The organism is Selenomonas ruminantium subsp. lactilytica TAM6421 (assembly GCF_000284095.1).
GTDB classification, from domain to species: Bacteria; Bacillota; Negativicutes; order Selenomonadales; family Selenomonadaceae; genus Selenomonas_A; species Selenomonas_A lactilytica.
In genome coordinates this window covers 2,726,684-2,746,324 of the sequence record NC_017068.1, presented here as the reverse complement: position 1 = coordinate 2,746,324, position 19,641 = coordinate 2,726,684, and the positions used below count along the sequence as shown (strand labels likewise).

Here is a 19,641-nt window from a genome sequence, read left to right as displayed (position 1 = left end):
ATTTGCAACAGACAACACTGGCGGCAGAGGCCATCTATAACGGCATTGGTCTTCATTCCGGCCGCGAAGTGCATATGACATTGAAGCCGGCACCGGCTGATACGGGCCTCGTGTTCGTGCGTACGGATCTGGAAGACAGACCGACCATCCGGGCCACGGCGGCCAATGTCACCTCCACCATGAGGGCAACCACTGTGGAGGAAAACGGCTGCAAGGTGTTCACCATTGAGCATCTGATGAGTGCCTTCCATGCCATGGGCATCGACAACTGCTATATCGAAATCGATGCGGAAGAACCCCCGGTAGCCGATGGTTCGTCCCTGGCCTTCTTTCAGGCCATGAAGCAGGCCGGTGTCAAGGAACTGGCTGCTGAGCGACGGGAAATCGTCATCGACAAGGTTTATCGCATTGACGATGAGGAGAAGAACCGCTTTGTGATGGTACTGCCTTATGACGGGTTCCGGGTGAGCTTCACTTCGGTGAATCCCCATAAGCTTATCGGCATTCAGTACGAGAACTTTGAGATTGCACCGGAACTTTATGAGCGGGAAATCGCGCCGGCCCGTACCATTGCCTATGAGAAGGAAATCGAGGCTTTGCGCAGCATGGGCTTAGGTCTGGGCGGTACACTGGAAAGCGTTATCGTCTACAATGACGAGGGCTGGCTCAATCCCCTGCATTTTGAGGATGAGCTGGTGCGCCATAAGATCCTGGATGTCATCGGGGATCTGCGGCTGGCCGGCTCCATCCGCGGCCATGTGATTGCGGTGGCCTCCGGTCATGCCTTGAATACGGCTCTGGCCAAGGAGCTGCAGAAAAGTTTAGGTTGAGAAATTAACAGGAAGAGGGAATAAAAAATGGTTTTGGAAATTACGGATATCATGAAAATTCTGCCCCATCGCCCGCCGATGCTGCTGGTGGATCGCATTCTGGAAATCGAGCCCTTCAAGTCTGCTACGGGAGTCAAGAACATCACCATGAATGAGCCCCAGTTTGCCGGCCACTTCCCCGGTCATCCTATCATGCCGGGCGTATTGATTCTGGAGGCTATGGCTCAGGTAGGCGGCGTGGCTATGCTTTATCCCGAGGAACATCGCGGCAAGATTGCCATGTTCGGCGGCATGGAGAACATCAAGTTCAAGCGTCCGGTGGTGCCCGGCGACCAGCTCGTGACCAAGGCGCATATCGTGAAGGTCCGTGGGGATTTCGGTGTGCTGCATTGCGATGGCTATGTGAATGATCAGCTCGTGGCTTCTGCCGATTTTAAATTTGCCATGAGAAAAGAAGAAAATATGTGATTTGACGGTGAAAATGAACGATAATCTTTGTTCAACTCGGATAACGCCTGAATTTGCTGTCAGATGATTTGTGAGGATTAGAGGTTAGTTTGGGAGTATATAGGAAAGACAGAGCAAAGAGAATGGTTTTACCGCAGGGGTGAGCCTTGCGGCGTTATAAGGAGTTGTAGAGATGAGTGTGGAAAATATTAGTGCAGAAGCACAGATACATCCCACGGCGATTATTGAAGAGGGAGCCAAAGTCGCCGCCGGGGCCAAGATCGGTCCTTACAGTGTGATCGGAGCCAACGTGGAAATTGGCGAAGGCACCATTATCGGCCCCCATGTGGTTGTTACCGGCTGGACCAAGATCGGTAAGGACTGCCATATCTTCCAGGGCGCTTCCATCGGTGAAGAGCCGCAGGATCTGAAGTTCAAGGGTGAGAAGAGCTATACCACCATCGGCGACCGCACGGTTATCCGCGAAGGTGCCACGGTGCACCGGGCTACCGGTGAAGGCGAGGAAACCCGCATCGGCAATGACTGTCTGCTGATGGCGCTCACCCATGTGGCCCATAACTGCGTGATCGGCAACCGCGTCATCATGTCCAATGTGGCCAGCCTGGCCGGGCATGCCATTGTGGAAGACCGGGCGGTTATCGGCGGCATGACCGGTGTCCATCAGTTCGTCAAGATCGGCCGCAATGCCATGATCGGCGGCATGAGCCGTCTTGTGCAGGACGTCGTGCCCTTCACCATTGTGGCCGGCCAGCCGGCCAAGGTGGCAGGCCTCAATACGGTAGGTATTGCCCGGGCAGGCATTGAGCCGGCAGCCCGCCGCAGCCTGAAACAGGCTTATCGCATTCTCTATCGTTCGGGGCTGAGCCTGCAGCAGGCCATCGGCATCATCGAACAGGAAGTGCCGGCCTGCGAAGAAGTGGATCACCTGCTGCGCTTCCTGCGCAATGCCGAGCGCGGCATCTGCCGGGAACGCCGGGACGACAAATAAGCAAGAAATTGAGGTGCGGAGGTTTTTATGGAGCGAATTGGACTTTTGGCGGGGATTGGCGCCCTGCCGGTGGAGATTGCTCGGGCGGCAAAAGAACTGGGCTATGAGGTCTATGCGGTAGCGCTCCTGCCGGATACGGATGCCCGTCTGAAGGATTATGCGGATGATTATCAGGAAATCAACGTGCTCAAGGTGGGCAAGATTCTCAAGCACCTGAAGAAAAGCGATATCCATAAGGTCACCATGATCGGCAAGGTCACCAAGGAAGTGCTCTTCGCCAAGAAGACCTTGCCCGATCTCAAGGCCATGCAGATTCTCATGCGGGTGCCGGACCGCAAGGACGACACCATCATGCTGGCCATCATCGATGAGCTCAAGAAAATCGATGTGGAGGTCTTTGACCAGACGGAACTCATCCGCAAGCTCATGCCGGGCAAGGGCGTGCTCACGAAGCGCCAGCCCACAGCCGAAGAACTGAAGGATATGGAGTTCGGCTTCCAGATGGCCAAGGAAATTGGCCGCATGGATGTGGGGCAGACCGTGGTGGTCAAGGATATGGCGGTTATGGCCCTCGAAGCCATCGAGGGGACAGATGCCTGTATCCTGCGGGGCGGCAAACTGGCTGGCGGCGGTGCCGTGGTAGCCAAGGTGGCCAAGCCTGCCCAGGACAGCCGTTTCGATGTGCCCACGGTGGGGCTCAAAACCATGCAGATGATGGTGGAGACCAAGGCCAGGGCACTGGTAATTGAAGCCGGAGCTACCCTGTTTGTGGAACAGGATGAAGTCATCGCTTTGGCGGAAGCCAATGGCATTACCATTATGGCTATGTGATGAAATTAACACGTCGGGGATACAAAAAAATGTGTGCTCGGCGTGTTTTTATGTTACAATATAGATTGGCTTAGTATTGAATGTTAGGAGGACAACCCATGAAAATAATGCTTTCCGCTGGCGAAGCGTCAGGGGATGTACATGGCGAAAATATCGCCCGGGCCATCCTTTCCATGGCGCCGGAAACCGAGCTGATCGGCTTTGGGGGCAGCCGTATGGAAAATGCCGGCGTGCGCCTGCGGCAAAACTTTGCTGATTACAGCGTGATGGGCGTTTGGGAAGTCCTGATCAATATCCGCCGGCTCTTCAAGCTGCTTTCTGATCTGACGGAGTTCATGAAGGAAGAAAAGCCGGATATGCTGGTGCTCATAGACTATCCGGATTTCAACTGGCGGTTGGCGAAAAAGGCCAAGGCACTGGGGATTCCTGTATTTTCCTATATCCCGCCATCGGCCTGGGCCTGGCGCAAGGGACGGGCGAGGGATTGCGCGAAGATTGCCGATGAATTCATCGCCATTTTCCCCCATGAGCTGCCGGTTTATGAGGCGGCCGGGGCGAAGATTTCCTTTGTGGGCAATCCCCTGGTGGATGCGGTAAGACCGGAGCTGCCAAGGGAAAGAGCCCGCCGTTTCTTTAAGATGCCAGAGGATAAGACTGTTGTCCTGCTGCTGCCGGGCAGCCGTAAGCAGGAGATCGAACTGCTGCTGCCCTCCATGCTGGCAGGGGCCAGGCAGTTATTGGCAGAGCGCCCGGAGACGGTGTTCTATCTGCCCGTAGCGGATACGGTGAGCCGGGAGCGCATCGAGGAAATGATCGCTGCGGCGGGGGTGCCGGTCACGCTGACGGATGAGCGTCGTTACAGCCTGATGGCGGCAGCCGATGCGGCCATGGCTACTTCAGGCACCGTAGTTATGGAGGCGGCCCTTTTGGGGCTTCCCTGCGTGGTGCTCTACCGACTGTCTCCTGTGTCCTATGCCATCGGCAAGCTGCTGGTGCATGTGGACAATTTCAGCCTGCCCAATATCCTGCTGGGGGAGAGTTTCCAGACGGAGCTCCTGCAGGATGAAGTCACGGCAGACAATATTGCCCGGGAAGTGGCAAGGCTCTATCCCGGTGAACAGCACCGGCAGGAGGTTACGGAGAAATTAAAGCTGGCCTGTGGCAAATTGGGTGCGCCTGGCGCCTCTGGCCGGGTGGCGGAGAGAATCTTGAATGCGGCCCGGGAATTTGCCGCAAGGAATTAATAGTGAGGGAAATACATGAAGAATTATAAGCGGCTCTTGCAGTATATAAGACCATATCTCAAGCGTCTGGTACTGGCTATTGTCTGCATTGTGGTGGCAGCGGCCTGTAATCTGTATCTGCCATGGATAATTAAGGATATGGTGGATAAGGTTCTGGCTGACAAAGATATGATGATGCTGTATTTCATTTGTGTCAGCATCGTGGTCGTTTTCCTGATTCGTGGCGTATTCTATTACGGTCAATCCTATCTGGTGTCCTATATTGGGCAGAAAGTGGTCATCGATGTGCGGGAAGTGATGTTCCGCAAGTTCCAGCGCATGCCCATGGCCTATTTTGACAAGCATCAGACGGGTGAGACCATGAGTTATATTACCAATGACGTGGCGGCTATCCAGTCGGCACTGGTTGACCAGCTCATTGAGATGGTCACGGAAGGCTCCATCCTGATTGGTTCCATTGCCATGATGCTCTATCTGGACTGGAAACTGTCTCTGTTGACTTTGGTGGTCATCCCGCTGGTGGGGCAGGCCATGAAGATCTTTGGCCGCAAGCTCAAGCGCAACGGCACGGTGATTCAGGAGCGGGTTGCCGACATCACATCCCTGCTGCAGGAAAGCATTTCCTCCATCCGCGTGGTCAAATCCTTTGTTCGGGAAGATTATGAAATCAAGCGGTTCATTAACCAGAACATCTTGAACTTCCAAGCGGTCATGAAGAATGTGCAGCTTACGAGTCTGCTGACCCCGACGGTAGAATTTTTGGCGGCGGTGTCCGTGACCTTCATTGTGGGTTTTGGTGGTTATGAAGTGGTTAACGGCTATATGACTGCCGGCGCTCTCGTAGCCTTCCTGACGTATGCCGTGAATTTGGCCAATCCGGTAAAAAGACTGGCCCGTGTCTATGGCAATCTGCAGCGGGCTATGGCCGCCGTAGATCGTGTATTTGCGGTTATCGATATGCCGGAAACCATTACCGATAAGGACGGGGCTAAGGCCCTGCCGAAAATTCAGGGACATGTGGAAGTCAAGAATGTCACGTTTGGTTATAAAGAAGGCGTAAATGCCCTGGAAGATGTGTCATTGGAGGTCAAGCCAGGCCAGATGATTGCCTTTGTGGGGCCCAGTGGTGCCGGTAAGTCAACCATTGCCAACCTGATTCCGCGTTTTTATGAAATCAATAGCGGTTCCATTTCCATTGACGGTCAGGATATCCGGGATGTAACGGTTTCTTCTCTGCGTGAACAGATTGGCATCGTGCCCCAGGAAACCATGCTGTTTTCCACTACGGTTATGGAAAATATTCGTTACGGGCGTCTTGATGCTACGGACGAAGAGGTTATTGAGGCGGCTAAGGCAGCTAATGCCGACACATTTATCCGGGAACTGCCCCAGGGCTATGATACGCCCATCGGGGAAAGAGGCTTGAACCTGTCCGGTGGGCAGCGGCAGCGCATGTCCATTGCCCGGGCTATCCTGAAGAATCCCCGAATTTTGATTCTTGATGAGGCGACCTCAGCGCTGGACACGGAGAGTGAGAAAATTGTCCAGGCCGCTCTGGACAGCCTGATGGTGGGACGTACTTCCTTTGTGATTGCCCACCGGCTTTCGACGATATTCAACGCCGATCAGATTTATGTTATCGATGGCGGCAAGATAAAAGAACACGGCACCCATGAGGAATTGTTGGCGCAGAATGGCCTTTACAGCTATCTCTACAATATCCAGTTCCAAAAGAGTGCAGTGTCAGAAGGGGCATAAGATAATGCAGATCCTCTACAATTTAGCGGCGATACTCGTCGTCATTCTGATCATTCCGGTGTTCATGATCCGGTCGGTCCGGGAAAAGGGCTTTGTGGAACGCATCCGTCAGAGCCTGGGGATTTTCCCCGAGCATACACTGGACAAGGTGGCCAAGAAACATTGCATCTGGGTGCATGCGGCCTCGGTGGGTGAGATCGTGGCTACCAGTCCATTGATCAAGGAATTCCATCGGGAGTTCCCTCAGACGCCGATTCTCGTGTCGGTGGTGACCACCAGCGGCTATGAGATGGCCAACCGCATCATCAAGGATGCTGATGCCATCATTTACTTCCCGCTGGACCTGCCCATCCTTTCCGGGCGGGTGTTGCGCCGAATCCATCCCCGGGTATTCCTGCCCGTGGAAACGGAACTTTGGCCGAACTTCTTGAAGACGGCCCGGCAGCTTCATATTCCCGTCATGATGGTCAATGGCCGTATCAGCGATCGCAGCGTCAAGCAGTACAAGTATCTCAACAGTCTGCTGACGGATATGATCGGCACGGTGACTAAGTTCGCCATGCAGTCGGATATCGACGCAGACTATATCAAGCGATTGGGAGCGCCACCGGAACTGGTAACAGTTACGGGCAATACGAAATTTGACCAGACCTACACTGATGTAAGTCTGGAGGAAAAGGCCGCTATCATGCGGGAGATGGGCTTGGAAAAGGCTGAAGGGATATTGCTGGCCGGTTCTACCCATCGTGGGGAAGAGGATTTCGTGCTCAAGGCCTTCAAGGCCGTGCGTGAAAACCACGCCAAGGCCAAGTTGGTCATCGCTCCCCGTGAGCTGCTGCGTACACAGGAGGTCATTCATCTCTGCAAGCGGGCGGGCTTTACGGTGACCACCCGCACGAAGCAGCAGGAGCATGGCCCCCAGGATGCGGATATTGTGATTCTCGATACCATTGGCGAGCTGGGCAAGGTCTACAGCGTGGGCGATGTGGTCTATGTAGGCGGCAGCCTGATTCCCCATGGCGGGCACAACATCCTGGAGCCTGCCGCCCATGGCAAGGCCATCATTGTGGGGCATTACATGTTCAACTTCAAGGACACCCACGCTCTGTTCAAGAAACGGGATGCCTGCATCACCGTGAATAATGAGCAGGAGCTGGCTCAGGAAACGGTGAAGCTCTTTGACGATGCCGACCACCGTCACCGGCTGGAGCGGGAAACCCTGGCTATTGTAGGAGAAAACAAGGGGGCCTCCCGCAAGTCCGCGCTGATTCTCCGGGAAACCTTGGAAAACTATGAAAGCAAGCCAGAAAACCGGCAGCGGGCTCGTTCTACCCAAAAAATCGACAATTTCCAGACCTATTTTATCGATCTGGTTCATCAAAAGGAAGTGGAAGGCTTCGGGATGCATATCCTGACCGCCATCCTCTATGTGTTCTCCAAGATCTATGCCTGTCTCGTGGATATCAAGCTCTGGGGCTACCGCCATGGCGTCTTCAGCCGCAAGCAGCTGGGCTGCTTTGTCATCAGTCTGGGCAATGTCACCGTGGGCGGCACGGGCAAGACGCCTACCGCTCAAAGGCTGGCCAGCGATATCCGGGATATGGGCTATAAGGTTGTGATCCTGAACCGCGGTTATCGGGCCAAATGGCATGGCAATGTGGGCATCGTATCCGACGGTGAGCGCTTGCATATGACAGCGGCGGATGCCGGCGACGAGGCCTTCATGCTGGCCAAGCATCTGCCGGAAGTGCCGGTGCTGATCGGCGCGGACCGTTCTGTTACGGGGCAGTATGCCATCGAGAATTTCGGGGCGGAAGTGGCCATTCTGGACGATGGTTTCCAGCATTGGCAGCTGGAGCGCGATATGGATATCCTGCTGGTGGATGCAGTCAATGTCTTTGGCAATGGCTATATGCTGCCAAGAGGCACCCTGCGCGAGCCCATCTCCCATATCAGCCGGGCTGATGTGTGTCTGATGACCAAGGTGGATCAGGCGGCGGATGGTTCCCGGGAATATATCCGGGATACGGTACACCGCTACAACGAGTCGGCCCAGATCGTGGAAAGCATCCATGCTCCTCGCCGCTTTATCCCGCTGGCGGACTGGTATGTGGATATTGCCGGTGACGGCATTGATGTCAATCAGATGCGGGGCAAAAAGATCATGGCTGTATCGGCCATCGGCAACCCTGCTTCCTTTGAACAGACCTTGTCGGATCTGGGCGTGGTGATCCTGGAAAGCCTGCGCTATCCGGACCATCACGACTACAGCATGCAGGAGATGGCAGACATCCTCCATCAGGCACAGCGCATGGGGGCCGAGGCCATCGTCATCACGGAAAAGGATGCGGTGAAGATTCCCATGGAGGTCATCCATGCCGGTATCAGCGTTCCCGTCTATGTGATCTGCGTGGAAGTCAACTTCCAGCAGGGCAAAGAAGAATTCCAGCAGCTGCTGGCCCAGCGTTTGGAGAGCAAACTGGGCAGACGAGCAGAAAGATAAGAGGCGTAGTTTTATGAAGGTACTTTGTGTGATTCCCGCCCGTTACGCGTCCACGCGCCTGCCGGGCAAACCGCTGAAGGATATTGCCGGCAAGCCCATGGTCTGCCGGGTTTACGATCGGGCTTCCCAGGCCAAACTGGTGTCCGATACCATTGTGGCCACCGATGATGAACGCATTGTGGCGGCGGTGGAGAAAAGTGGCGGCAAGGCCATGATGACGCGGAAGGATCATCCCACGGGGACGGACCGGCTGGCAGAAGTGGCGGCGGCCTTCCCGGATGTGGATCTGATCATCAATGTGCAGGGGGATGAACCGCTGATCGAGCCGTCCCTGATCGATGAACTGGCGGCGGTCTTTGAGACGGACAGCGAGCTCAAGATGGCTACGGTCAAGACCTTGATGACGGACAGGGCGGAGATTGAGAATCCCAACAATGTGAAGGTTGTAACCGATAAGGAGGGTTATGCGCTTTATTTCTCCCGGTCGGTGCTGCCTTATCCGCGCAATGAAGGGTGTCCGGTTTATAAGCATATTGGTATTTATGCCTATAAGAGGGATTTCCTGCTGCAGTATGCGAAGATGGAGTCCACGCCGCTGGAACAGTCCGAGTCGCTGGAACAGCTTAGGGCGCTGGAAAACGGGTATCGCATCAAGGTGGTAGAGACTGCTGCTAAGTTCGTTGGCGTAGATACCGCGGAAGACCTTGCGAAGGTCAACGAAATATATAACTCTTTAAAGTAAATGCGTTGTTTCTGTACTTTTTCTTTGGCGCAAAGAAAAAGTACCAAAAAGAAAACGTGGCTCAAAATCCCATCACGGGATTTAAAGCCACCTGCGCCCGTCCTTGGGCGCCGGGTAACGATATAGCGTTTTCTGGTGCCTGCTTTTTGGGGCGTTGGGTAACGATATAGTGTTTTCTGGTGTCTGCTTTTTGGGGCGTTGGGTGACGATATAGCGTTTTCTGGTGCCTGCTTTTGGGGGCGCTGGGTAACGATATAGCGTTTTCTGGTGCCTGCTTTTTGGGGGCGTTGGGTGAGGGGGGCCTCTAGCCCGCCTTTATGGATTTGTGTTAATAGCTGGGTACGAAAGGAGACTTGAATATGAATCAGGTTAAGGTTGGTAATTATGTGATTGGTGGCGGGGAAAAGCTGACGCTTTTGGCCGGGCCTTGTGTGCTTGAGGGGCTGGATCGTTGCCTGCTGATTGGCCGTACCATCAAGGAAATCTGTGAGCGGTTGGATATCAACTATGTATTCAAGGCTTCGTTTGACAAGGCCAATCGTTCTTCCTATCATAGCTTCCGTGGGCCGGGGCTCAAGAAGGGGCTGGAGATGCTCAAGACCATCAAGGAGGAATTGGGCGTGCCGGTGGTGACGGATATTCATGAGACTTCCCAGGCTAAGCCGGTGGCGGAAGTGGCGGATATCCTGCAGATTCCGGCTTTCCTCTGCCGTCAGACGGATCTTCTGCATGCCGCTGCCCAGACGGGCCGGGTGGTCAATGTGAAGAAGGGACAGTTCCTGGCGCCGGAGGATATGCGCAATGTGGTGGACAAGCTCCATGAAAGCGGCTGTGACCAGATCATGCTGACGGAGCGCGGTGCCTCCTTTGGTTATCATAACCTCGTGGTGGATATGCGTTCCCTGCCGATCATGCGTTCCTTTGGCTATCCTGTCGTTATGGATGGTACGCATTCCGTGCAGCTGCCGGGGGGCAATGGCACGACGTCTGCGGGCAACCGTGAGTATGTGGAATATCTCGTGCGGGCCGCTGTGGGTGTGGGCATCGATGCCCTGTTCCTGGAAGTGCATGACAATCCGGAAGAGGCACTGTCCGATGGGGCCAATATGGTTTACCTGGACAAGCTGGAAGACCTGCTGAAGGATGCCGTGGCCATCCATGAGATCGTGCGCCACAAGGCGAAATAATTGCGATTGGCTGAGTTGTAATGAGGGGATAAGATTGGTAGAACAGATCAAAAAGGCAGCGCTGGATACCCTGACCATTGAGGCAGCAGCTGTCGATAAACTGAAAACCCGTATCGATGCGGAATTCGTGGCGGCGGTGCAGTGCATCCTGGATTGCAAGGCCCGCGTCGTGGTGACCGGCATGGGCAAGTCCGGCCACATCGGCCGCAAGATGGCCGCAACCTTTGCCAGCACGGGCACGCCTTCCTTCTTTATGCATCCCGGTGAGGCTTTCCACGGGGATTTGGGCATGGTCACGGAAAACGATGTGGTCATCGCCATCTCCAACAGCGGCGAGTCCACGGAAGTGGTCAACATCCTGCCCATCATCCACCGCATTGGTGCGAAGATCATCGCCATGTGCGGCCGCCGGGATTCCCAACTGGGGCAGAACAGCGATTACTTCGTGGATATCGGCGTGGAGAAGGAGGCCTGTCCTTTAGGTTTGGCACCTACGGCCAGCACCACGGCAACGCTGGCCATGGGGGATGCCATGGCCATTGCCCTGATGAGCGTCCGGGACTTCACGAGCCAGGACTTTGCCCTGTTCCATCCGGGCGGGGCTTTGGGCCGGAAGCTTTTGCTTACGGTCAAGAATGTCATGCATACCGGGGACGAAAACCCCATTGTGCATAAGGACAAGACGGCCAAGGATGCCCTCTTCATCATGACGGATAAGGGCTTGGGCGCTGCATCCGTAGTGGATGACAGCGGCAAGCTGGTGGGGATCATCACCGATGGTATCATCCGCCGTGCTTTGGCCAAGGATTACAAATTCCTGGATGAGGCTGTGGGCAATATCATGTTCGGCACGCCGCTGACCATCAAGCAGGAAGCCATGGCTTCTTCGGCATTGTCGGTCATGGAAAAACACAAACCGCGTCCGGTTACGGTACTGCCGGTTATTGACGATAATAATGTTCCTGTGGGCATCATTCATCTGACTGACCTGTTACGGCAAGGAGTGGTATAATGGAAATTCACAGCAATGCTCTGCGGGCGGCTAAAAAGATCAAGCTCATCATTCTCGATGTGGATGGTGTGCTGACTGATGGCGGTATCTATATCGGTGAGAAGGGCGAGCTCTATAAGCCTTTTAACTGCCGGGATGGTTTAGGCATCACCCTGGCACATCGTCTGGGTCTCAAGACGGCCATCATTACGGGCCGTCAGTCCAAGCAGGTGGCTTATCGCGCCCGGGAACTCAATATCAGTGAGGTGTTTCAGGGCAACTCGGATAAGCGGGAGGCCTATAACGAACTCAAGAAGCATACGGGCTTCCGGGATGAGGAAATCGCCTATATTGGGGATGACCTCATTGACCTGCCCATCATGCTGCAGGTCGGTCTGCCTATGGCGGTAGCCGATGCGGTGCCAACTGTACGCATGCATTCGCTGGTGATTTCCGACTGTACGGGTGGTCATGGAGCTGTCCGTGACCTGCTGGAATTCATCTTTAAGGCCCAGGGAACCTGGGAGGATATGGTGGCCAGCTTCCTGGTACCGGTGAAACTCGAGGAAAATGCGGGGCTTATGCAGTAAGTCCCTGCGAGAAATTATTTTGGGGGAAGAAGATTAATGCAGTATAAATTCGTGATGTTCATGAGCTGGGTGGTGTGTCATACCCCCTACAAACTTGTGATGGCCGCAGGCTGGGTGCTGGGGCAGCTTTACTATCTGCTGATCAAGAAACAGCGGGAGCTGGCCGTAGCGCAGATCAAGCGTTCTCTGAATTTGTCAGAGGCGGAAGCACGCAGGACCATTCGCGCTTCTTTTGTGAACCTGGCACGTAATGTACTGGAAATCCTCTATATGCCCAAGATCAAGCCGGATAATTTTCACAAGTACATCGAAATCGACCATCTGGAGCGCATGACAGATGCCTTGGCAGAAGGCCATGGGGTGGTGGTGCTCACAGGCCATATCGGTACCTGGGAGTGGCTGTCGGCTTCCTTTACTATGAACGGCCTGCCGGTTACAGCCATTGCCAAGCCCCAGCCCAATATGCAGTATACCAATGCCCTGAACGATCTCAGGAAGACCATCAACGTGGAGATCTTCTCCCGGGGGACCAGTGAGCTGTTGGCTGCGGCCAAGGCCTTGAAAAAAGGCAAGATCTTAGGTTTCCTGGCGGATCAGGATGGCGGCCCCAACGGCGCCTTCCTGCCCTTCTTTGGCAAGATGGCTGCAACCCCCATGGGCCCGGCGGTCTTTGCCTGCAAGTTCAATGCGCCGGTATTGCCAGCCTTTATCCTGCGCCAGCCCAATGGTAAGCACAAGGTAGTTATTGGCGAGGTTATGCGCTACGAGGACACCGGGGATACAGATCGGGATTTATATAACTTTACGGTGAAGATGACCAAGATCATCGAAGATATCATTCGTGAGAATCCGACACAATGGCTTTGGTTCCAGAAGCGCTGGAATACACCGGTGGAAAAGCAGAATGTAGGCAAGCATCATACGGTTAAGGCACAGGAGGAAGCTTGATGGACAAAAAACAGAAACTGCTGGTGGCAGCGGGGCTTGCCCTGTTTGCAGCGCTGGTGGTCTGGGCCGTGAGCACCGTGCCGCAGCGTCCGGATACGCCGGAAACGCCTCAGGCGGACAGCAAGATCATGAGCTATGACGGCAATGAGATCAGCGAGGAAAGGAACGGCCGCAAGATCTGGGATCTGACGGCGGAGCATATCGAAGTCAATATCGACACCAAGGATGCAGCTCTGGAAAAGCTGTCCGGCCATTTCTATATGGAAGATGGCCGGGTGGTGGAGGTCAAGGCCGATAAGGGCACTTATACGGCTGCCGCCAAGGATATTGCCATCACCGGCAATGTGACGGTGAAGAACAGTGACGGCGCTGAGCTGACCAGTGATGAACTGCGTTGGGAGGCCGCCAAGGAAATCCTGGCCGCCGTCGGCAATGCCAAGGCGGTGAAGGATGACCTGCTGGCCACCGGCGACCGCATCGAAAGCACCGATGGCTTCAACAAGATCAAGATCATCGGCAAGGCACATCTGGTCAAGGGACTGTAGCGAAATAAACTAGACAAGATTGCTGAGGATAAATTCGTGTGGTCAAGGATGAGGAAGGAGGCATAGCGAGCTATACCGACTGACGAAGACGTAGATCCATGCGGATTTAGACCAGCAAGATGTCTAGGTTATGAGCTATAGTCCCTTAGGGAGGAGAAACGAAATGACAAGTCGAATGAAGAAAGTAGCGTTGGGAGTGGCACTTAGTCTGGTCCTGCCCTTAGGCCATATCTCGGCAGCAGGCGAGCCTGCCGAACTCAACGCGGATACTGTGGAATACGATATGCAGAGCGGACAGGCTGTGGCTACAGGGGATGTGCTGCTGAAACAGGGCGCCGCCAAGGTGACGGGGGCCAAGGCCACCTATAATTCCAAGACGCAGCTGGCCACCATCGAGGGCAGTGTCATCGCCGTGCGCGATACCCTGCGGGTGACCTGCAATAAGATCATCCTGGATGCCCAGAGCCATATGCAGGCTTCCGGCAGCGTCCGGGGCACGGACGGGGATAAGTCCTTTGCCGGTGAGCAGGTGGATTACTATCCCAATCAGAACAAATACGTGAAGATTCCCGGCGGCGGCACCATCTCCAATGCGGATGGCACCTTTACCGCCAACTATATGGAAGGCTGGCTCGACGATGAACACTACATCGGCAAGGGCAATGTCCATGTGGTCAGCCCTTCCCGTCAGATGGAAGCCGGTGGCGATAATGCCGACTATGTGGGCAAACAGGAAGGCCGTGTGGTACTCACGGGCAATGCCTGGGCTGTCCAGGAAAACAACACCATGAAGAGTAACAAACTTACCCTTTACCTTGATCCCAATGGCCGGGCTAAGGTGAAGTAAGAATAGATGGAGGACAGGACCTTGCATATCGAGGCGAAAAATCTGGTAAAACGATTCAAAGAGCATACAGCGGTGGACCGGGTGTCCCTGCGGGTGGAAAAGGGTGAAATCGTAGGGCTTTTGGGGCCTAACGGTGCGGGCAAGACCACTTCTTTCTACATGATAGTGGGCTTGGAGCAGCCCACATCCGGGGAAGTGTTCCTTTCCGATGTGAATATCACGAAAATGCCCATGTACCGGCGGGCGTCACTGGGCATCAGCTATCTGACGCAGGAGTCCTCCATCTTCCGCAAATTGACGGTGGAAGAGAACATCATGGCCATTCTGGAGACCACGGGGTTGTCCAAGGCGGAACAGCGCACGAAGTTTGAGGAACTGCTGGATGAATTCCATATCACCCATGTGCGGACACGCAAGGGCACGGAGCTTTCCGGCGGTGAGCGCCGCCGGGTGGAAATCGCCCGCTGCCTGGCCCTGGAGCCGCAGTTCATCCTGCTGGACGAGCCCTTTGCCGGCGTCGATCCTCTGGCCGTGGCGGACATCCAGGAAATCATCCAGTACCTGCGGCAGCGGGGCATGGGGATTCTCATAACCGACCATAATGTGCGGGAAACCCTGCAGATCGTAGACCGGGCCTATATCCTGAGTGAGGGCAAGATCCTGTTGGAAGGTGACAGCCAGACCATTGCAGAAAGCCCCATTGCCCGGAAATTCTATTTAGGTGAGAACTTCACCCTGTAAGGAGATTGACGATGCGTTTGCGAATTTTAGACAAATATATATTCCGCGAAGTGACGCTGGCCTTTGTCTTTGGCATCTGTGCTTTCTCCGCGGTGTTCATCGGTTCCGGCACCCTCTTCAAGATTGCCAAGTACATAACCGATTACGGAGCCTCCCTGCAGGCGGTGGTGAAGGTCTTCATCTTCGGCCTGCCCAAGGTGGTCATCTGGACATTCCCCATGTCCATGCTGCTGGCCACGCTTTTGACCTTTGGCCGCCTGTCCAGCAACAGTGAGATCACGGCCATGAAGTCCTGCGGCATCAGCTTTTCCCGTATTGCCATGCCGGCCATTGTCATGGGCTTCATCGTGAGCCTGATGGCCATTGCCTTCAATGAATACGTGGTTCCCTGGGCCAACACGGCTTATAAGAACGTGGTCTACTACGAAATCGAAGGCAACAGCGGCATGAAATCTCAGGAGCATATCATCCTGAAGGAAATACATGGTGACAAGATCCAGCGGCTGGCCTATGCCCGTCAGTATGACGCGGAGAGTCAGCAGCTGCAGGGCATCACCCTGCAGGAATTCGGTGATGACGGCAAGGTCACCCATGTGGAGAATGCCGATTATGCCGAATGGAATGGCAATATCTGGACCATGCATAATGGCATGATCTACGATATCAGCGAAGGGGATGGAAAGAGCGAGCATACCGTGCGTTTCAAGACACAGGTGCTGCCCATCAGCGCCAATCCCAAGCAGATCGTCCGGGAACAGAAGGATCCCGAAGAGCTGACCATGAAGGAACTGCGGGCCCAGATTGACATCATGAAGACGCAGTACGTCAACACCAACAAGCTGGAGGCCGAGCTCTATCAGCGGATTACCGTGCCCATGGCCAGCCTGGTCTTTGCCCTGGTTGGCGTGCCCTTAGGTTTGCAGCCCAACCGTAATTCCTCCTCGGCAGGTTTTGCCATCAGCGTCATCATCATCTTTGTCTATTATGCACTGATGACCATGGGCAATGCCCTGGCCCGCAGCGGGGCCCTTCATCCCATGCTGGCGGTCTGGCTGCCCAACCTCATTGGCCTCGTGGCAGGTGCATATCTCATAAGACGGGCTTCCCGTTAACATTATCTTTGGAAGGACGGATGCAAGTTGGATGGAATCCTCTTGATAACAGTGCTGGTGATTGCCGGCGGGGCCATTGCCTTTATCGGTGACCGGCTGGGGACGAAGATCGGCAAAAAACGCCTGTCGATTTTTGGCCTGCGTCCCCGACACACGTCCATCGTCATAACGATCTTCACAGGCGTGGTGATCACGGCTCTGACCTTCGGCGTGATGGCGGCGGCCTCCCAGAACGTGCGTACAGCGCTTTTTGGTATGGAGCAGCTTAACCGCAATATGCGGGAAACGAAGGAAAACCTGCAAAATACCGAGGCGGCCCTTCTGACGGCCAAGAGCGAGCAGGAAAAGACCGACGCGGCCCTGCAGCAGTCCAAGGCTGATATCGACAAGCTCAATGAACAGCAGAAACAGCTGCAGGAAGAGTCGGCGCGGCTGCAGGCCGGCAATGAGGCCTTGCTGGCGGATAACAGCCGGCTGGCCGGTCAGAACAGTGAACTGGCCAGTCAGAACAGTGCCCTTAGTGGCCGCAACGATGAACTGACGGCGAAGAATGAGAATTTGACCGCGGATAACAAGGCTCTGGAAAAACGTTCAAATGATCTGCGGGATGGCCTCATCACCATGCGGGAAGGTGATATTGCCTTCCGGGCAGGGGAAATCATCGCCAGCGGCGTAATCCGTGGCAATCGTCCCCAGGAGGAAGTGGCTGCTGACCTGGCATCCCTGGCAGCACTGGCCAACCGCAATGTGTCGGCCCGCTTTGGCAGTGACCGTTCCGATCAGGATATCTGGATTTACCGTCCCGAACATGATGCAGCGGTGGCAACCATCGCCAAGAGCCCCCAGGACATGGTGGTACGCATTGTGGCGGCAGGCAATCTGGTGCGGGGCGAGGATGTCCGCACCAATTTGGAGCTCTATCCCAACAGCATCATCTTCAAGAACAACGAATTCATCATTGCCCGTCCCTATGAACTTACTTCCGGGGATGACAGTGAGGCGGAAGAGACGGTGATGAACTTCCTGAAGGATGTCAACTTTGCCGCCACCACCAAGGGCATCCTGCCCGATCCCCTGCGGGGAACCGTGGGTGTGATGGAAGGAGCCCAGTTCTACGATGTGGTAGCCAAGCTCAAGGGGCAGCGCGGCCGCGTGATCCTCTCGGCTTACGCCAATGGGGACACGGATGCCTCTGGTCCTTTGAGGCTCAGGATAAATGTGGAAAAGAACGTGACACAATGAACATAGCAGCCTTGGACCCCGGCAGGGATAAATGTGGTTTCGCCGTCCTGGATATGGACGGTGAAATCCTCTGTCAGCGGGTTATCGAAACAAAAAACTTGATTAATGAAGTGACTGCGGCTAAAGCTGAATACGGCTTTAGCCGTCTCCTTATGGGCAACGGCACCACCAGCAAAATTGCCCATAAGCGTCTTGATGAGGTGCCGGATTTGGAGATTATCGTCCGGGACGAATACCGCACGACGGAACTGGCCAGGGGGGAATACTGGAAAGCACATCCCCCGAAGGGGTGGCGCCGGCTGCTGCCTGTCACCATGCAGGTGCCGCCGGTCCCTGTGGATGATTTTGTGGCGGTGATTCTCGCCCGGAGATTTTTAAAGGAACAAGAGGAGAAGGAGAGCTAATATGGAGCAGAACAAGACACCCCAGCAGCGTCCGGAATGGACGGAGTATTTCCTTGATATTGCCAAAGCCGTAGGCCGCCGGGCTACCTGCCTGCGCCGCCGCTATGGGGCAATCATCGTCAAGGATCATATCATCATCAGCACGGGCTATAACGGTGCTCCCCGCGGGGAGGCTAACTGCATCGACACCGGCATCTGCGAGCGCGAGCGGCTCCATGTGCCCAAGGGGCAGAATTACGAATTGTGCGTGGCTGTCCATGCTGAGCAGAACGCCATCATCAACGCCGATCCTGCTGTTATGGAGGGGGCAACCATATATATCGTGGGCATTAACGCAGATGGCACTCTGGCTTCGGGCAAGCCCTGCCTGCTCTGTCGCAGAATGCTCCGCAATGCCAAACTGGCCCAGGTGGTCTACTATGAGACGGATGGCAGCATCGTGACCTGCCGTCCCGATGAGATCCATGATTGATGCAGTGTTACAGGAATAAAGTCGCGCTTTCAGGTTATTTTCATTGACACTGTGCAGGCTCTGCGCTAAAATAGGCTTGTTATGAAAATAAGTTTTTGAGAAAAAGAGGTGCGACTTGTATGCCAGAGTATATGTTGGCGTTTGTCATTGCTGCAGGTGTAGCCTTGGCTATCACGCCTGGTGTGATTTTCCTGGCGGCCAAGACGGGAGCCATGGATGCTCCTGATGCGAGAAAAGTACATAAGCGACCGATCCCCCGCATTGGCGGGCTCGGGATTTATGCGGCCTTTATGGTGGCAATCTTAGGGATTATGCAGTTCATTGAAGTGGAACCGGAAGTCCTCTTTGAAGTGACCGGTCTGCTTTTGGGAGGTTCCTTGATCGTGCTGGTGGGGATTATCGACGATTATAAGAACCTGCCGGCCAAGGTGAAATTGGTGGGGCAGATCATTGCCGCCGCCGTGCTGGTCATCGTCTTTGATGTGCGGATTGACTTCATTACCGATCCCTTTGGGGACTTCATCTACACGGAATGGCTGGCTATTCCTGCGACAATTTTCTGGATTGTGGGCATCACCAATACGGTGAACCTGATTGACGGCCTCGATGGTCTGGCCGCCGGTGTTTCCACCATTGCCGCCACCACCATCTTCCTGGTGGCCCTGCAGCAGAATATCATGCTGGTGGCCGTGCTGACGGCAGCACTTGCCGGTGCCGCTTTTGGCTTCCTGTATTATAACTTCAACCCGGCCCGCATTTTCATGGGCGATTCTGGCAGCCTGTTCCTGGGCTATATGCTGGCAGGTATTTCGGTGATTGGCGCGGTGAAATGTGCCGCTACCATTGCTTTGATTGTGCCCATTCTGGCCTTAGGTTTGCCGATCCTCGACACCACCTTTGCCATCGTGCGTCGCTATCGCGGAGGCGTGCCTATCTTCAAGCCGGATAAGGGACATCTCCATCATCGTTTGATGGATCTGGGCTTCAGCCAGCGTCAGGCAGTGTTGCTGATGTATGTAATCAGTGCCTTGCTGGGCCTTAGTGCAGTGGCCCTGACGGAGGTCAGCTATCAGTTTGCTATTGCCATTGTGTGCCTGGTGGTGGCATTGGTGCTCTTTGGCGCCAAGAAGATTGGCATTTTCCATATGAATGATTCGGCACAACAGCATTGAATATTGTAAGCTCAAAAGGCAGGTGA

Annotated in this window: 20 protein-coding genes; all 20 read left to right on the top strand. The window is 54.8% G+C overall.

Features of this window, described 5'->3' with window-relative positions:
* Window positions 1-2 precede the first annotated feature (2 nt).
* Window positions 3-830, top strand: coding sequence for a UDP-3-O-acyl-N-acetylglucosamine deacetylase (lpxC, locus tag SELR_RS13260; RefSeq protein WP_014425726.1), 828 nt, complete (start codon window positions 3-5; stop codon window positions 828-830).
* A gap of 27 nt (window positions 831-857) precedes the next feature.
* Complete coding sequence (gene fabZ, locus SELR_RS13255; RefSeq protein ID WP_014425725.1) at window positions 858-1,298, top strand: 3-hydroxyacyl-ACP dehydratase FabZ; 441 nt, start codon at window positions 858-860, stop codon at window positions 1,296-1,298.
* A gap of 172 nt (window positions 1,299-1,470) precedes the next feature.
* Window positions 1,471-2,286: an acyl-ACP--UDP-N-acetylglucosamine O-acyltransferase gene (gene lpxA / locus SELR_RS13250; protein WP_014425724.1), complete on the top strand. Its 816-nt coding sequence runs from the start codon at window positions 1,471-1,473 to the stop codon at window positions 2,284-2,286.
* A 27-nt stretch (window positions 2,287-2,313) separates the two neighbouring features.
* Window positions 2,314-3,117: an LpxI family protein gene (locus tag SELR_RS13245; RefSeq protein ID WP_014425723.1), complete on the top strand. Its 804-nt coding sequence runs from the start codon at window positions 2,314-2,316 to the stop codon at window positions 3,115-3,117.
* A 98-nt stretch (window positions 3,118-3,215) separates the two neighbouring features.
* On the top strand, window positions 3,216-4,361 hold the full coding sequence (lpxB, locus tag SELR_RS13240) for a lipid-A-disaccharide synthase (protein WP_014425722.1): 1,146 nt from the start codon (window positions 3,216-3,218) through the stop codon (window positions 4,359-4,361).
* A gap of 15 nt (window positions 4,362-4,376) precedes the next feature.
* Complete coding sequence (gene msbA / locus SELR_RS13235; RefSeq protein WP_014425721.1) at window positions 4,377-6,119, top strand: lipid A export permease/ATP-binding protein MsbA; 1,743 nt, start codon at window positions 4,377-4,379, stop codon at window positions 6,117-6,119.
* A gap of 4 nt (window positions 6,120-6,123) precedes the next feature.
* Window positions 6,124-8,622 carry a tetraacyldisaccharide 4'-kinase gene (lpxK, locus tag SELR_RS13230; protein WP_014425720.1) on the top strand — a complete coding sequence of 833 codons (2,499 nt, stop codon included), beginning with the start codon at window positions 6,124-6,126 and terminating at the stop codon, window positions 8,620-8,622.
* Window positions 8,623-8,635: 13 nt separating this feature from the next.
* Window positions 8,636-9,364 (top strand): 3-deoxy-manno-octulosonate cytidylyltransferase, encoded by a 729-nt coding sequence (kdsB, locus tag SELR_RS13225; RefSeq protein WP_014425719.1) that lies wholly within the window; start codon window positions 8,636-8,638, stop codon window positions 9,362-9,364.
* Between the two features lie 359 nt (window positions 9,365-9,723).
* Window positions 9,724-10,551, top strand: a complete 828-nt coding sequence (kdsA, locus tag SELR_RS13220) for a 3-deoxy-8-phosphooctulonate synthase (protein ID WP_014425718.1) — start codon at window positions 9,724-9,726, stop codon at window positions 10,549-10,551.
* Window positions 10,552-10,585: 34 nt separating this feature from the next.
* Window positions 10,586-11,563: a KpsF/GutQ family sugar-phosphate isomerase gene (locus tag SELR_RS13215; RefSeq protein ID WP_014425717.1), complete on the top strand. Its 978-nt coding sequence runs from the start codon at window positions 10,586-10,588 to the stop codon at window positions 11,561-11,563.
* Entirely contained in the window at window positions 11,563-12,132 is a 570-nt protein-coding gene (locus SELR_RS13210; RefSeq protein WP_014425716.1) for a KdsC family phosphatase, read from the top strand. The genes SELR_RS13215 and SELR_RS13210 overlap by 1 nt, the downstream gene beginning before the upstream one ends.
* A gap of 36 nt (window positions 12,133-12,168) precedes the next feature.
* Window positions 12,169-13,080 (top strand): lysophospholipid acyltransferase family protein, encoded by a 912-nt coding sequence (locus SELR_RS13205; RefSeq protein ID WP_014425715.1) that lies wholly within the window; start codon window positions 12,169-12,171, stop codon window positions 13,078-13,080.
* On the top strand, window positions 13,080-13,625 hold the full coding sequence (gene lptC / locus SELR_RS13200; protein WP_014425714.1) for an LPS export ABC transporter periplasmic protein LptC: 546 nt from the start codon (window positions 13,080-13,082) through the stop codon (window positions 13,623-13,625). The genes SELR_RS13205 and lptC overlap by 1 nt, the downstream gene beginning before the upstream one ends.
* A gap of 163 nt (window positions 13,626-13,788) precedes the next feature.
* Window positions 13,789-14,472: an LptA/OstA family protein gene (locus SELR_RS13195; protein ID WP_014425713.1), complete on the top strand. Its 684-nt coding sequence runs from the start codon at window positions 13,789-13,791 to the stop codon at window positions 14,470-14,472.
* Between the two features lie 6 nt (window positions 14,473-14,478).
* A complete protein-coding gene (gene lptB / locus SELR_RS13190) occupies window positions 14,479-15,213 on the top strand; it encodes an LPS export ABC transporter ATP-binding protein (RefSeq protein ID WP_014425712.1) in 735 nt (244 codons plus the stop codon).
* 11 nt (window positions 15,214-15,224) lie between these two features.
* Window positions 15,225-16,325 carry an LPS export ABC transporter permease LptG gene (gene lptG, locus SELR_RS13185; RefSeq protein WP_014425711.1) on the top strand — a complete coding sequence of 367 codons (1,101 nt, stop codon included), beginning with the start codon at window positions 15,225-15,227 and terminating at the stop codon, window positions 16,323-16,325.
* Window positions 16,326-16,352: 27 nt separating this feature from the next.
* A complete protein-coding gene (locus tag SELR_RS13180; protein ID WP_014425710.1) occupies window positions 16,353-17,567 on the top strand; it encodes a DUF3084 domain-containing protein in 1,215 nt (404 codons plus the stop codon).
* Window positions 17,564-17,971 carry a RuvC family protein gene (locus SELR_RS13175; protein ID WP_014425709.1) on the top strand — a complete coding sequence of 136 codons (408 nt, stop codon included), beginning with the start codon at window positions 17,564-17,566 and terminating at the stop codon, window positions 17,969-17,971. Before SELR_RS13180 ends, SELR_RS13175 begins: the two co-directional genes overlap by 4 nt.
* Window position 17,972: 1 nt before the next feature.
* On the top strand, window positions 17,973-18,443 hold the full coding sequence (locus tag SELR_RS13170; RefSeq protein WP_014425708.1) for a deoxycytidylate deaminase: 471 nt from the start codon (window positions 17,973-17,975) through the stop codon (window positions 18,441-18,443).
* Between the two features lie 119 nt (window positions 18,444-18,562).
* Entirely contained in the window at window positions 18,563-19,615 is a 1,053-nt protein-coding gene (locus SELR_RS13165) for a glycosyltransferase family 4 protein (protein WP_014425707.1), read from the top strand.
* Window positions 19,616-19,641: the final 26 nt, after the last annotated feature.